Origin of the sequence: Streptomyces lusitanus, assembly GCF_042647945.1 — a bacterium.
Lineage (GTDB): Bacteria > Actinomycetota > Actinomycetes > Streptomycetales > Streptomycetaceae > Streptomyces > Streptomyces pseudogriseolus.
The window spans coordinates 85,373-98,624 of record NZ_JBHRWL010000033.1 but is presented as its reverse complement, the minus strand read 5'-3'; the positions used below and the strand labels follow the sequence as shown (position 1 = coordinate 98,624).

At 70.1% G+C, this 13,252-nt stretch carries 10 protein-coding genes, 2 tRNA genes and 2 pseudogenes; 6 read left to right on the top strand and 8 right to left on the bottom strand.

Going from position 1 to position 13,252, the window contains the following annotated elements; all coding sequences use genetic code 11:
* Positions 1 to 30: 30 nt before the first annotated feature.
* Complete coding sequence (locus tag ACFOSY_RS32315) at positions 31 to 567, top strand: MarR family winged helix-turn-helix transcriptional regulator (protein WP_394313863.1); 537 nt, start codon at positions 31 to 33, stop codon at positions 565 to 567.
* 63 nt (positions 568 to 630) lie between these two features.
* On the opposite strand, the gene ACFOSY_RS32310 is transcribed toward ACFOSY_RS32315, so the two are convergent.
* Positions 631 to 705 (bottom strand) — tRNA-Trp (locus ACFOSY_RS32310).
* A gap of 323 nt (positions 706 to 1,028) precedes the next feature.
* Here ACFOSY_RS32310 and ACFOSY_RS32305 point away from each other — a divergent pair.
* A complete protein-coding gene (locus tag ACFOSY_RS32305; RefSeq protein WP_394313860.1) occupies positions 1,029 to 1,487 on the top strand; it encodes an SRPBCC family protein in 459 nt (152 codons plus the stop codon).
* A gap of 101 nt (positions 1,488 to 1,588) precedes the next feature.
* On the opposite strand, the gene ACFOSY_RS32300 is transcribed toward ACFOSY_RS32305, so the two are convergent.
* Positions 1,589 to 2,440 carry a hypothetical protein gene (locus ACFOSY_RS32300; RefSeq protein WP_394313858.1) on the bottom strand — a complete coding sequence of 284 codons (852 nt, stop codon included), beginning with the start codon at positions 2,438 to 2,440 and terminating at the stop codon, positions 1,589 to 1,591.
* 404 nt (positions 2,441 to 2,844) lie between these two features.
* Positions 2,845 to 2,988 (bottom strand): annotated as a pseudogene (locus ACFOSY_RS32295) (GntR family transcriptional regulator); the annotation flags it as partial.
* A 72-nt stretch (positions 2,989 to 3,060) separates the two neighbouring features.
* On the opposite strand from ACFOSY_RS32295, the gene ACFOSY_RS32290 reads away from it, so the two are divergent.
* On the top strand, positions 3,061 to 3,453 hold the full coding sequence (locus ACFOSY_RS32290) for a VOC family protein (protein WP_394313855.1): 393 nt from the start codon (positions 3,061 to 3,063) through the stop codon (positions 3,451 to 3,453).
* A gap of 46 nt (positions 3,454 to 3,499) precedes the next feature.
* Positions 3,500 to 3,690, top strand: a pseudogene (locus ACFOSY_RS32285) (tyrosine-type recombinase/integrase); the annotation flags it as partial.
* A gap of 76 nt (positions 3,691 to 3,766) precedes the next feature.
* Here ACFOSY_RS32285 and ACFOSY_RS32280 read toward each other — a convergent pair.
* Complete coding sequence (locus ACFOSY_RS32280; protein WP_394313853.1) at positions 3,767 to 4,078, bottom strand: hypothetical protein; 312 nt, start codon at positions 4,076 to 4,078, stop codon at positions 3,767 to 3,769.
* A gap of 111 nt (positions 4,079 to 4,189) precedes the next feature.
* Positions 4,190 to 4,263: transfer RNA gene (locus ACFOSY_RS32275), tRNA-Gly, on the bottom strand.
* Between the two features lie 593 nt (positions 4,264 to 4,856).
* Between ACFOSY_RS32275 and dcd the strand changes: the two genes are divergently transcribed.
* Together dcd and ACFOSY_RS32265 are read left to right on the top strand one after the other, a co-directional pair.
* On the top strand, positions 4,857 to 5,432 hold the full coding sequence (dcd, locus tag ACFOSY_RS32270) for a dCTP deaminase (protein WP_394313851.1): 576 nt from the start codon (positions 4,857 to 4,859) through the stop codon (positions 5,430 to 5,432).
* Positions 5,429 to 5,926: a phosphoribosyltransferase gene (locus tag ACFOSY_RS32265; protein WP_394313848.1), complete on the top strand. Its 498-nt coding sequence runs from the start codon at positions 5,429 to 5,431 to the stop codon at positions 5,924 to 5,926. The genes dcd and ACFOSY_RS32265 overlap by 4 nt, the downstream gene beginning before the upstream one ends.
* 74 nt (positions 5,927 to 6,000) lie before the next feature.
* On the opposite strand, the gene ACFOSY_RS32260 is transcribed toward ACFOSY_RS32265, so the two are convergent.
* The 3 genes from ACFOSY_RS32260 to ACFOSY_RS32250 form a co-directional block, all read right to left on the bottom strand.
* Positions 6,001 to 9,252, bottom strand: coding sequence for an FG-GAP-like repeat-containing protein (locus tag ACFOSY_RS32260; RefSeq protein WP_394313846.1), 3,252 nt, complete (start codon positions 9,250 to 9,252; stop codon positions 6,001 to 6,003).
* A 203-nt stretch (positions 9,253 to 9,455) separates the two neighbouring features.
* Complete coding sequence (locus ACFOSY_RS32255) at positions 9,456 to 10,469, bottom strand: Yip1 family protein (protein WP_394313844.1); 1,014 nt, start codon at positions 10,467 to 10,469, stop codon at positions 9,456 to 9,458.
* 201 nt (positions 10,470 to 10,670) lie between these two features.
* Positions 10,671 to 12,953, bottom strand: a complete 2,283-nt coding sequence (locus ACFOSY_RS32250; protein WP_394313842.1) for a (Fe-S)-binding protein — start codon at positions 12,951 to 12,953, stop codon at positions 10,671 to 10,673.
* Between the last annotated feature and the right edge of the window lie 299 nt (positions 12,954 to 13,252).

Below are 13,252 nucleotides of genomic sequence, written 5' to 3'. Positions count from 1 at the left end.
GCACTCCCGCACGCACGGTAGAAAGGACGCATGCCGGAGCGTGAGCCCCCCGCGGGGACGACGGACGACGTGGACCTGGTGACCCGGTCGGTGCTGACCGCGTCGCGCCTGCTGGTGGGGATCTCGGCCCGCTCTCTCGCCGCTGTCGAGGAGCGGGTGACGCTGCCGCAGTTCAGGATGCTCATGGTGCTGTCCACGCGCGGCGCCACCAAGCTCGTCACGCTGGCCGACCTCCTCCAGGTCGCCCCGTCCACGGCCATGCGGATGGTCGACCGGCTGATCGCCGCGGGGCTCGCCGACCGGAAGCCCAACCCCGGCAACCGCCGGGAGACGCTGCTCCAGCTCACGGACGAAGGCCGCCGCACGGTCGCGGACGTCACCGCCCGCCGTCGCACGGCGATCGCCGAGATCGTGGAACGGCTCACCCCGACACAGCGACTGGCCCTCATCGAGGCTCTGGCGGCCTTCAACGAAGCCGGAGGCGAGCCTCTCGCTCCGGCACGGGACGACACGGAGCCGCATCCGCTGGGATGGGCGATGGACATGCCCGCCGCCGGCGAGGGCTGATCCTGGTCGAGTCCGTCGCCGACTCGTTGCTCTCCGGGCCCAGTCGCTTCGGTGAGGCACGGGCGAAACCGGCCGGATTCGAACCGGCGTCCTCGCGATTGTGGAGACCGCGCGCGACGACCTCTGCGCTACGGCTCCGCCCGGCGAGGATCCTAGCCCGTCGCATACCGGCGCAGCAGCAGCACAGTAAGGGTCGGTCAGCTGTCGACACCGCCTGACCGCGCGGGACCGGGCGGCCACCTGGTGATGACCCTGGACGGCATCGGCGACGCCGTCCACACCGGCCTGGACATCTCACGCTGGGACCTCCGGTCGGCGACCAGGGCCCGCCCGGGGCAAGTTCAGGTGTGAGCGGGCGGAGGGTACGGTGCGGTGCCGGGACGCGGGGTTGCAGCGCCCTGTACCGCCGCCCGGGTGGGAGGATCACCGCGCCGGCGCGCCGTTTCGAGGAGGGGGCCGAGGTGCCGTCCACCGAGCTGAAGCACACGTTCCGTATCGCCGCGCCGCCTGAGGCGGTCTTCGCGCACCTGGCCGAGCCGTCGCACTACGTCGGCCTGTCGCCGCTCGTCGTCGCCGTCCGCGATGTGCGCCGCGACGGCGGCACCGTGCACTACACGGCCGTGGAACGTTTCCGCTTCCTGGGCGTCGTGCGGCACGACAACCTCATCGACGTCACGCTCACCGCCGTCCCGGACGGCCTCCCGCACTCCGCCGAAATCGTCGGCGAGGTCCGCAGCCCCGCCCGGGTCCGCATGAGCTACCGCTTCACCATCGACCGCCACGAGGCCGGCAGCGTCGTCACCGACATCCTGCGCCTACGGACGCCCCCAGGCCTGCTGCGCTTCGCCGCCTCCCAGGCGGGAGCGGTCCAGCGGACCCGAGCCCGTGTCCTGGCGGACCGTCTGGCCCGACCCGCCTGACGGCTGCGCTCAGGGTCCTGTACCTGTCGCCCGGGCGCGACGAAGAAGGCCGGAGACGGTGCCGGCGGGTCAGGTGCTCATGCTCCCGCCCCTGGGGCCGCTCAGCTTCCCTGTGCGCCGTCCGCGAGCGCGATGGTGTCTTCGCTCGGCGGGATCTTGATGGACACGGGTTGATTGATATCGAGGAAGGTGATGGTCAGGTCGAGTGGCCCGCCGCCGGTGCCGGCCTGCTTGTCATCGGACGCGGCGGGCATGCGGAACTGCTTGGCATGGTCGTCACTGTCGATCCACAGGTCCATGGTGAGTGTGTCGGAGACGCCCAGCCCCATGAACTGATCGAGGCTCTGGATCAGTCGCTCCCGGGTCGCTTCGTCCACGGCGCCTTCACGGGCGGCAAGCAGGCCGCGGCTGGTGACCGTTCCCTTGTAGTGCCTGGTCCTGGTGCCGTCGACCGTCTCCGTCCCGATCATCCGCAGGTCCTTGGACCCGGTCAGGAGTGTGGACTGCAGGACAGGGCTTCCCTCGATCTGGCGAGGCAGTACGCCGTAGGACTGGTTGTCCACCACACCGCGTCCCCATGCGGCAGGGTCGGCTCTGAACCAGCTCTTGCCGCCGAGCTTCTCGGAGTCGACCGCACTCCCGCGGACGTACATCACCTCGTCCACGAACCGGACCTTCAACCGGCTGTCCCCGCCCTGGTCGGCAGCGGTCATCTTCAGGCTCATGGCCAACGGTTCCGTGTTCATGGAAGCCTCGGCCTCCAGACGGCCCTTCTCCGGCACGGTCCCGGTGATCCGATAGTGGAGCGACCTGATGTCCTCGGAGTTCGCCGCCGCCTTCGCCACGGCCGTCGCGGGGGTCACCTTGGGCGGGTCTTCATTCGCGGAATCACTCCCGGAGCTTCCTCCGCAGGCAACCGTTCCCCCGGCGAGCAGCACGGCGGCGAACACCACGCTCGTCACCCTGCGCGGTACGGAACCACGCGCTGAAATCCCCACGATCCCCCCCGGAATCAGGTGGCTGGCCCATGGCTGACCCACGCCAAGGCTGTGAGCCTATCCGGGCAGGTGTCCTGTGATCCGCTGGGTTCATGCAAGGCATGCGTGACAGACCACACACGCGGCGTTGGACGTCAGCGGAGCCCCGGGACTGGGCATGCCTCCAACGGTTCCTCGGGCCGGTCCGCCCACCTCCACCACGCGTGCCGATCGGCGCACCGCCAGAGGGACCGGCAAGCTCTCCGGCCGTCGTCGTCCCGTCCGGACAGCACGAGACCGCCCGGCATCAGGAGCTGGCTGCACTCAGGACAGGACGGGGAGTCGTCGACCATACGACGAACCCTAAGCGGGGCCATCACTCGATTGATCGGAATCTCGTGGACGATCTCGCAGAGAGCGGCGGGCACGATGATGTCCGTGGTCTCCAAGGGTTGCCCCTGGGACGCGCCCTTCTGGATGCCCAGGAGCGAGGCCTCCTCGGCGGTCGCTTGCGATCCACGCGGTGTCCCGGGGACACCACGCCGCTTACGCACTTCCGATGGCGTCCGCCGCTACGCTCGGTGAGGATCACCCGCATGGTTTCGACAGTGGTGAACATGACAGTGGACTGTGCGAACGCTTACCAACTGGCCCAGTTCTGGAGTGAGGTGACCGGTCGTCGGCTCGACCCCGAGGACGAACCGGGCGACGACGAGACGGAGATCATGCTGCCGGGCGGCCTGGCCCTGCACTTCAACGAGGTACCGGAACCGAAGGCAGGCAAGAACCGGCTCCACCTGTGCTTGCGTCCCGACACCTCGCGGGACGCGGAGGTCGAACGGCTGCTGGCGCTGGGCGCCTCCCTGGTCGCCGATCACCGAAAGCCCAACGGCTGGGGGTGGGTCGTGCTCGCCGACCCGGAGGGCAATGAGTTCTGCATCCTCCTGGCCGAATCCGAACGAGCCGCACTGGTTCCGGTGTCCCCGTAGTCCAGTAGTGGGTGCTCCTGCGTGCAGCGCAGAGACGGCCCGAGCGGATATGGGGGCTTCGTTCCGGCGCAGTACCTTCGGGCGGAAGTGGCGGCGGGCGCGGAAGGTCTAGGGATGCCTGAGGGCTTGAAGGCGGCGCTGATCTACGAGCACTCCGACGACGAGCGACAGCAGGAAGTCTCTGCGGGGCTCGACGCGACTGTCCGCAAGGCACGTCAGGCCGCACGGGAATCCGCTGACGTGCCAGATACGTCAAAGAAGCGCCAACTCGCCAAGGCGCATGGTTCCGGACGCTTGGCGGACACGACGGTAGTCAGATGCCGGCGAATGCGGACAGCAGAGTGTCGGTTCGGAGCTGGAGCTCAAACGTCTCGACTCCGGTGACACTGACGGACATCACCTCGCTGCCGACAGAGCGGGCGAGGCCGACTTCCAGGGTGGCGCTCGCGCCGGCGAGCGGATACGAGTACCAGCCGTCGGACTTCTCGTCGTCGGTGTCCCGGACACCGTCTTCGATGGTGTCCCAGTCGGTGTCGTCGAATGCATAGTCGACGTAGCGGGACAGCAGCTCCAGGAAGGCGCGCAGGTTGCGATCCATGATCCATCCGGCGATCTGCTTGCTCATGTTCTCCCCCAGCGATCCAGGCGATCAGTGTTTCTGGCGCGAATCCGGCACGCGGCTACTGATCACAGCGCACAACAAAAGGGCCCAGGTCTCCGACCTGGGCCTTCTTCGTGGAGCGGGTGACGAGAATCGAACTCGCGCTCTCAGCTTGGGAAGCTGATGTTCTACCATTAAACTACACCCGCGCAAGATCCAAACCCTCCCCACCGGGAGTGATCCGGACGCTCGCTCACTCTACCTCATCGCAGGCCCCCGGTGTCCAAGACCCGGGGGCCTGACGGTGTTTCATGGTGTGGAAGCGGCTGCGGCGGGCATGCGGCGGGGCGTACCGTGTGGCCGTCGGCGGGCGTCCGGGGTGCCGCCTGGAGGGTCGTTCCATTCATCCCGTAACGTGGCTTTTGTCGTCAGGGCAGCAAGCCAGACGCGGCTCTTGGGGAAGGGACTCTTGGACTTGATGGAGCGCACCGTCGTCCGCTGTGCCGATGGGCACGTATTCACCGCCGCCTCGTTCCCGATGCAGCAGGCCGAGCGCCTCGGCCCCGGCCGGCTGCTGCGGTGTCCGCGCTGTGCGCGGCTTCGCAGCGTCGTGCCGGTGACCTTGCAGAAGCGGTAACGGAAAACACGCACGCGGGCAGCCGCCGAGCAGGCAAGCGGCAAGCCAGCGGCAAGGCATCAGCAAGACAGCGGCAAGGAAGCGGCGGGAAACCGCAGACAGAGGGCACAGGCGCGTGCGGCGGCCGGATTCGGTCGCCGCACGCGCCTTGCGTATTCTCGGGGCGTGCTTCTCTCAGACAAGGACATCCGGGCCGAGATCGACGCCGGGCGGGTGCGGATCGATCCCTACGACGCATCCATGGTGCAGCCGTCCAGCATCGACGTACGTCTCGACCGCTACTTCCGGGTGTTCGAGAACCACCGCTACCCCCACATCGACCCCTCCGTGGAGCAGGTGGACCTCACCCGGCTCGTGGAGCCGGAGGGGGACGAGCCGTTCATCCTGCATCCGGGCGAGTTCGTGCTGGCCAGCACGTACGAGGTCATCACGCTGCCCGACGACCTCGCCTCGCGGCTGGAGGGCAAGAGCTCGCTGGGGCGGCTCGGGCTGGTGACCCACTCCACCGCCGGGTTCATCGACCCCGGGTTCTCCGGGCACGTGACGCTGGAGCTGAGCAACCTCGCCACGCTCCCCATCAAGCTGTGGCCCGGTATGAAGATCGGACAGCTCTGCATGTTCCGGCTCAGCTCGCCGGCCGAGCACCCGTACGGCAGTGAGCGGTACGGCTCCCGCTACCAGGGGCAGCGCGGGCCCACGGCCTCGCGGTCCTACCTGAACTTCCACCGGACGCAGGTGTGAGCGGCATGCGGGAGAACCTCAGCTACGAGCAGTTCGGCGTCGCCGTGCGCGAGCTCGCGCAGACGATCGCCGACGACGGGTATCAGCCCGACGTGGTGCTCAGCATCGCCCGCGGCGGGGTCTTCGTCGCGGGAGGGCTCGCGTACGCGCTCGACTGCAAGAACATCCACCTGGTCAACGTCGAGTTCTACACCGGCGTCGGGACCACCCTCGAGATGCCGGTCATGCTCGCGCCCGTCCCCAACGCGATCGACTTCACCGACAAGAAGGTGCTGATCGCCGACGACGTCGCCGACACCGGCAAGACCCTCAAGCTGGTCCGCGACTTCTGCCTCGACGCCGTCGCCGAGGTGCGCAGCGCCGTCATCTACGAGAAGACGCAGTCGCTGGTGAAGTGCGAGTACGTGTGGCGGCGGACCGACGAGTGGATCAACTTCCCGTGGAGTGTTCAACCGCCCGTCGTACGCCGGGACGGGCAGGTGCTCGACGCCTGAGGGCGGCCCCCGGCCCGGACGCCGGAACGTCACGCCGGGGGCCGCCCCCGTCCACCCGTCTCACCGCCCTCGGGTCAGTACAGGCCCTTGAACGTGTTCCACCCGCCCGAGCCGACCAGCACCCGGCTGCTGTACGAGCCGGCGCCGGTGGACGCGTACCGCCACAGCTTCCCGGCGGTGTCGCGGGCCAGCAGGTCGGTGCGGCCGTCGCCGGAGAGGTCGCCGGTGCCGACGAGGGCGGAGTAGGCGTTCCAGCCGCCGCCGACCCGCTCCCGCCTGGTCACGCTGCCGGCGGCGGTGCCGTAGTACCGCCACAGGACGCCGGCGGAATCCTGGCCGAGCAGGTCGCCGCGGCCGTCGCCGTTCAGGTCACCTGCGCCGGTGATCCACTTGTACAGCTTCCAGTTCGTCTGGATCTTCACCCGGGCCTTGAGGTGGTGGTCCGCCGTGCCCGCGTAGAAGTAGATGTCGCCGGTGGTCCTCTGGCGGGCGATCAGGTCGACGCGGCCGTCGCCGTTCAGGTCGCCCGGCGACGTCAGCTGGTCGTACTGGCCCCAGCCCAGGCCGATCACCGTGTACGGCGAGGTGGCGCCGACGACCTTGCCGCAGCCGGGGCGGTAGGCGCGCAGCTCGTTGCCCACCCGGACCAGCACGTCGGCGCACCGGTCGCCGTCCACGTCGCCGACGGGCACGAGCACCGTGCCGGCGGGGAACGCCCCGGCGGTCCCGGCGGTGCGGGAGGTCACCCCGCCGGTGCCGTTGCCCCGGTACATCCACACGACCCCGGCGGAGTCCGTCGCCAGCAGGTCGCCGAAGCCGTCGTCGCCCGCCAGGTCCCGCCACACGGCGGCGCCGCCGGTGACCGGCACGGTCCCGGAGACGGACAGGTCGGCGCCGGCGCCGTCGGCGGGCTTCGCGGTCAGGGTCCAGGTGTAGCGGCCGTTCGGGACGTACCGCCCGGCCGCGTCCTTGCCGTCCCAGGAGGCCGACAGGAAGCCGCGCACCTCGCCGCCGGTCAGGGTGCGCACGGTCGTGCCGCTCGCCTTGTTCCTCAGGGTCAGCGTCCAGGAGGCGGCGGGCTTCGACAGCCACCAGCGCGACGTCCAGGTCTCCCCGGCCTTGACGGCCAGGGTGGACGACGTCTCCGCGTCGATGACGGCGATCGCGGAGGCCGGGACGCCCGACGGGACGATCCGCACCCGGCGGTCGGCGCCGACGTAGGCGACGTGGCCGCCGAAGCGGTCCACGGTCCAGCCGGCCCGGGGCACGGTCCGGTCGCCCAGCTCGGCGGCGGTGACGAGCACGCGCCGGGGCAGGTCCGCCTCGGTGGCGCCGGCCTGGAGGCCGCCGTGCAGGTCGACGAGGGTCAGGCCGGTCGTGTCCGACTGGCGGACCAGGTAGCCGTCGCCGAGGAGCGCCTTGTCGGTGCCGAGCTTCAGGGAGCGCTTGGCCTGCCGGTCGTAGACGCCGCCGCCCCGGTAGTTGGGCCAGGAGTCGTCGCACTGCCAGTACACCCAGCGCCCCACGGCCTGGAGTTCGCGGGGGACGCAGCCGGCGTCGAAGGTCTCGCCGGCGGCGCCCGTCGACAGGTTCTTCGCCGTCACCGTGGTCGGGAGGTCCTGGCCGGGGTCGTCCCAGCTGCCGGTGGCGCTCCACAGGGTGTTGCCCCAGACCGCCGACGCGACGATGTCCCGCTTCTCGAGGACGCTGCCGGTGTCGCCGTCCTCGAAGCGCAGGACGGCCTGCGAGCCGCCCCAGGCCTGATTCACCACGCCGTACCGGCCGGACAGGTCGACGAGTTCGGGGCTGCCGAGTCCGGAGGTCACCCGCGGGCCCCAGGCGGGGTCGCCGTTGCGGTGGAGCATGGTGACGTCCTGCTCGGTGGCGGCCTCGCGACCGTGGTGCCCGTCGCCGGAGGCGAACATGGTCACGCAGTAGCCGTTCTCGCTGTCGCCGCAGTCGCTGTCGCGGCCGCTGACGAGGCCGTCGACGGTCGAGTTCAGCTCCTCGGGGCGGCCGGAGGTGGTCAGCCAGGTGCTGCGGTAGGCGCCGACGTAGGTGCCCGGCATGTAGAGCTTGGAGTCGTCGGCGGTGGTGAGGATGCCGCTGCCCAGCGAGATGCCGTACGGCTGGGCCTCCCGGTCCTCGATGTCCGCGACGCGCCTGCGGGTGACGCTGCCGTCGGCGGCGGGCGTGAGGAGGTAGTAGCCCCAGTCGAGCGGGCCGTCGTCGGTGTCGTTCTCGGCGCCGGTCACCAGCAGGGAGCCGTCGGGCGTGCGGTGCAGCGAGGGGGAGGCGACGGTCAGCAGGGACTGCCAGTGGCCGTCGGTGTCCTCCAGGGCGAGGTGGTTGCCGCGGTACTCGTTGTCGCCGGGGTTGGGCGGGGTCACGGTGGCGAAGCCGCCGGCGAAGGGCAGGATCGTGTCGCCGTAGGCGCCGACGTCACGCAGGTCGAGGGTGGTCGGCTCCGCCTCCAGGTCGTCGCGGCGGTACACCTGGGCGGCGTAGGACTCCGGGGCGCCGAGGTGGAAGACGGTGTCCTGGTCGAAGGTGACGCTCTCGCCGTGCGGGGAGAGGGTCTTCACCGTGCCGGTGGCGAGGTCGACGACCCACCACCCCTGGGACATGGTGGTGTCCTCCCACTTGATGCCGCGGACGGCCACGGACCGGGAGTCGCCGCTGCCGACGCTGAGGTTCCAGCCTTCCGGCAGGCCTTCCAGCTTCTGGTCCCGCACCTCGCCGTTCTCCAGGCGCAGCAGATGCAGATTCGTTTCCGCGTTCTCGGGGCCGGTGCGGGTGACGACGGTGTCGCCGTACGTCGCGACGTACGACTGGCCCTCCGGGATCGGGACCGTGACCGTCGGTCCGTCGCCTGCCCGCTGCTGGAGCGTCACGTGCGGGGACGGGGACGTCGCGTGAATGGCGACGGTGTCGGAGCCGTGGCCGAATTCCCCGGGGTGGCCGGAGATGCGGAGGTCGTCCACGTCGTAGGTGAAAGGCTTCGGCAGCCGGTGGTCGAGGACGGTCGTGGCGCCGGTGGTGTAGTCGATCCAGCGGAGGCGGTCGTCGCCCTCCTGCGCGGTCAGGAAGCCGGTCTCGCCGGTGTTCAGGACGACGGTGGCGCGGGGCACGAAGCGGGCGCCGGGGCTGATGACGACGGGTTCGGCGGACGCCGTGGTGGTGCCGGCGGCCGTGGTGGTGCCGGCCGCGGTGGCCGTTCCCGTGGCGGCGCCGATGCCGGCGGTCACGGCGAGCGTGACGGTGAGAGCGATACGGCCGAGCGCACGCCGACGGCGCACGGCCCGCTTGTCCAGCGGACGATTCACGTGTGAGGTCCCTCCCCAGGGCGCTGCGCAGGGGGGCGTTTCACGATGTCGCCGCTCGTCCTGCGCGAGCAGGGCGACAGTAGCAGCAGGTGATCACGGAACGGCAGGGGTGGGCCCCCGGCGTGACGTGCACACCGGGGGCCTGATCGGGCAGGTCAAGGAGCCGGACCGGGCCGGACCGGGAGGTCCAGGGGCCGGCAGGTCTAGAACGTGCCGAGCTTCACGATCGACAGCAGCGCGATCAGCTGGATGGACGACGCCCCGAGCGCCTTCGGCCAGGGCAGGTCGTGCGAGCGGCTCACCATCAGGGTGAGGAGCGCGCCGCCCGCCACCCAGGTGGCCCAGCCGAGCAGCTGCACGAACATCGCGTCGCCGCCCGCGAACATGGCGAAGACCAGGCGCGGGGCGTCGCTGAGGGACATGATCAGCATGGACAGGCCGACCGTGGGCTGCCAGGCGCCGTTGCCGCCGAGCTGGCGGGCCAGCGTGTGGGTGACCACACCGAGGACGAACGCGCTGATCACCATCGCCACGGCCGTCGTCAGCACGATCGGGATCGCGTTGGACAGCGTCGCGTTGATGGCGTCCTCGCGGGCGCCGTCGAAGCCGAAGACGGCGAGCAGACCGTAGAGGAAGGTGACGATGAGGGCGGGGCCCCACATCGTGTAGTCGCGCATCCGCAGGAACGTCTGCTGCGGCGACAGGACGACGCCCTTCAGCAGGTCCTTCCAGTGCAGCCGGGGGCCGACCGGGCCGGGCGGCGGCGCCTGGTAGGCGTCGTCCTGGTGGTACGGGTCGTCGATGGAGAAGGCCTGGGTGTGACCGGGGTTGTTGGCCGCGTACGGGTCGTGCGGGGCGCCGTGCGGTGCGGCGGGGTAGCCGCCGTCGCCGAAGTACTCCGGCTCGCCGTGCCCACCGTGACCGCCGGGGCCGCCGTAGCCGCCCGGTCCGCCGTGACCGGCGTGCGGCTGCGGCCAGGGGCTTCCGCCGCCCGTGCCCTGTCCGTAGGTCGGCGGCTGCGGCGCCGGCGGGTAGCCGTACGACGGCGGTGCCTGCCGCCCGTGCGGGGGGTGGGGCGGTCGCCCCTGGGGGGCGCCGTCGTTGTTCCGTCCGCGTCCGATCCTGAATCCAGCCACGTCCCTGAAAGTACCTGGTCCCGGACGGCCGTGTGCCGGGGCCCGGCCACGCGGCAGGGCATTGCTGCCGAGCTGTGACATCCCCTAAGGGGAGTACCCCGATCCGTACTCAGGGCGGCCCGTCGGGCACCGCCACGGCGGCCGGACACGCACCGCCACGGCGGCCGGACACCCACCGCCACGACGGCCGGACACCCACCGCCACGGCGGCCCGACAGCCACCGTCGCAGCGGAGTACGCCGAAGGGGCCGCCCCTCAGGACGGCCCCTTCCGCGCCAGGCGTTACTTCACCGGCTCCGGCTCGGGAGCCGGCTCCGTCTCCTCCTCGCCCGCCGGGTCGATCGGGGTCTTGACCGACTCCAGCAGCAGCTGGGCGACGTCGACGACCTGCGTCGACTCCTTGGCCTTGCCGTCGTTCTTCTTGCCGTTGACCGAGTCGGTCAGCATGACCAGGCAGAACGGGCAGGCGGTGGAGATGATGTCCGGGTTCAGGGAGAGGGCCTCGTCGACGCGCTCGTTGTTGATGCGCTTGCCGATCCGCTCCTCCATCCACATCCGGGCGCCGCCGGCGCCGCAGCAGAAGCCGCGCTCCTTGTGGCGGTGCATCTCCTCGTTGCGCAGGCCCGGGACCTTGCCGATGATCTCGCGCGGGGGCGTGTAGATCTTGTTGTGGCGGCCCAGGTAGCACGGGTCGTGGTAGGTGATGAGGCCCTCGACCGGGGTGACCGGGATCAGCTTGCCCTCGTCCACCAGGTGCTGGAGCAGCTGCGTGTGGTGGATGACCTCGTAGTCGCCGCCGAGCTGCGGGTACTCGTTGCCGATCGTGTTGAGGCAGTGCGGGCAGGTGGCGACGATCTTCTTCGCCGACCGGGGCTTCGCCGACTCCGGCGTCACCTTGCCGTCGTCGTCCATCTCCTCGCCGAACGCCATGTTGAGCGCCATGACGTTCTCCATGCCGAGCTCCTGGAACAGGGGCTCGTTGCCGAGGCGGCGGGCGGAGTCACCGGTGCACTTCTCGTCGCCGCCCATGATCGCGAACTTGACGCCCGCGATGTGCAGCAGCTCCGCGAAGGCCTTGGTGGTCTTCTTGGCGCGGTCCTCCAGGGCGCCGGCGCAGCCGACCCAGTACAGGTACTCGACCTCGGTCAGGTCCTCGATGTCCTTGCCGACGACCGGGACCTCGAAGTCGACCTCCTTGAGCCATTCGAGGCGCTGCTTCTTGGCCAGGCCCCAGGGGTTGCCCTTCTTCTCCAGGTTCTTGAGCATCGTGCCCGCCTCGGACGGGAACGCGGACTCGATCATCACCTGGTAGCGGCGCATGTCGACGATGTGGTCGACGTGCTCGATGTCGACGGGGCACTGCTCGACGCAGGCGCCGCAGGTGGTGCAGGACCACAGGACGTCCGGGTCGATGACGCCGTTCTCCTCGGCGGTGCCGATCAGCGGCCGCTCGGCCTCGGCGAGCGCGGCGGCGGGCACGCCGGCCAGCTGCTCCTCGGACGCCTTCTCCTCGCCCTCCATGGTCTTGCCGCCGCCGGCCAGCAGGTAGGGGGCCTTGGCGTGCGCGTGGTCGCGCAGCGACATGATCAGCAGCTTGGGGGAGAGCGGCTTGCCGGTGTTCCAGGCGGGGCACTGCGACTGGCAGCGGCCGCACTCGGTGCAGGTGGAGAAGTCCAGCAGGCCCTTCCAGGAGAACTGCTCGACCTGGGAGACGCCGAAGACGTCGTCGTCACCGGGGTCGGTGAAGTCGATCGGCTTGCCGCCGGAGGTCATCGGCTGGAGGGCGCCCAGGGCGGTCCCGCCGGTGGCCTCGCGCTTGAACCAGATGTTCGGGAAGGCGAGGAAGCGGTGCCAGGCGACGCCCATGTTGGTGTTGAGCGAGACGACGATCATCCAGATGAACGACGTCCCGATCTTGATCATGGCGGTCAGGTAGACCAGGTTCTGGAGCGTCCCGACGGACAGCCCGTCGAAGGCCTGGACCAGCGGGTACGAGGCGAAGTACGACGCGTCGTAGCTGTCGACGTGGTGCAGGGCGCCCTCGAGGCCGCGCAGCACGTAGATGGCGAGGCCGATGGTGAGGATCACGTACTCGACGAAGTACGCCTGGCCGGCCTTGGAGCCGGTGAAGCGGGACTTGCGGCCGGGCCGGCCCGGCAGGCTGAGCAGGCGGATCACGATCAGCACCGCGATGCCCAGGACCGTCATGACACCGATGAACTCGGTGTACATCTCGAACGGCAGGAAGTCGCCGATGACCGGCAGCACCCAGTCGGCCTGGAAGAGCTGGCCGAAGGCCTGGGCGAGGGTCGGCGGCAGGGTCAGGAAGCCGACGGCGACGAACCAGTGGGCGACGCCGACGATGCCCCACCTGTTCATGCGGGTGTGGCCGAGGAACTCCCGCACCAGGGTCACACTGCGCTGGTAGGGGTTGTCGGTCCGGGTGCCGGCCGGGACGGGCTGGCCCAGCTTGAAGTACCGGACGAACTGGCCGATCGCGCGTGCGAGCAGCGCAACGCCGACCACGGTCAGGACCAGCGACACGATGATCGCGGCGAGTTGCATGGGGGCTCCTCGGGCCTGCGAGGGTTTCAGGAGGGATGTGGGGACTTCGCCGGGGGCTCCACCACGGCTTCCCCGAGATTACTAAGCGGTAACTTATGTAGTCCGTCTGAGACTACCCCCATCTCAGGCCGCACTGTAGCCGGGCGCGGGGTGATCTGAATCGCTGAGGGTTGCCTATGGAGGGCGCCTCGAGGGGCGCCCCGGACGGTGTCCCGGACGGTGACTCGGGCGGAGTCCCGGATGGCGTCCGGGATCCGATCGTGTTATTCACGCCAAATCGTGCCATACGCCCCTAACTT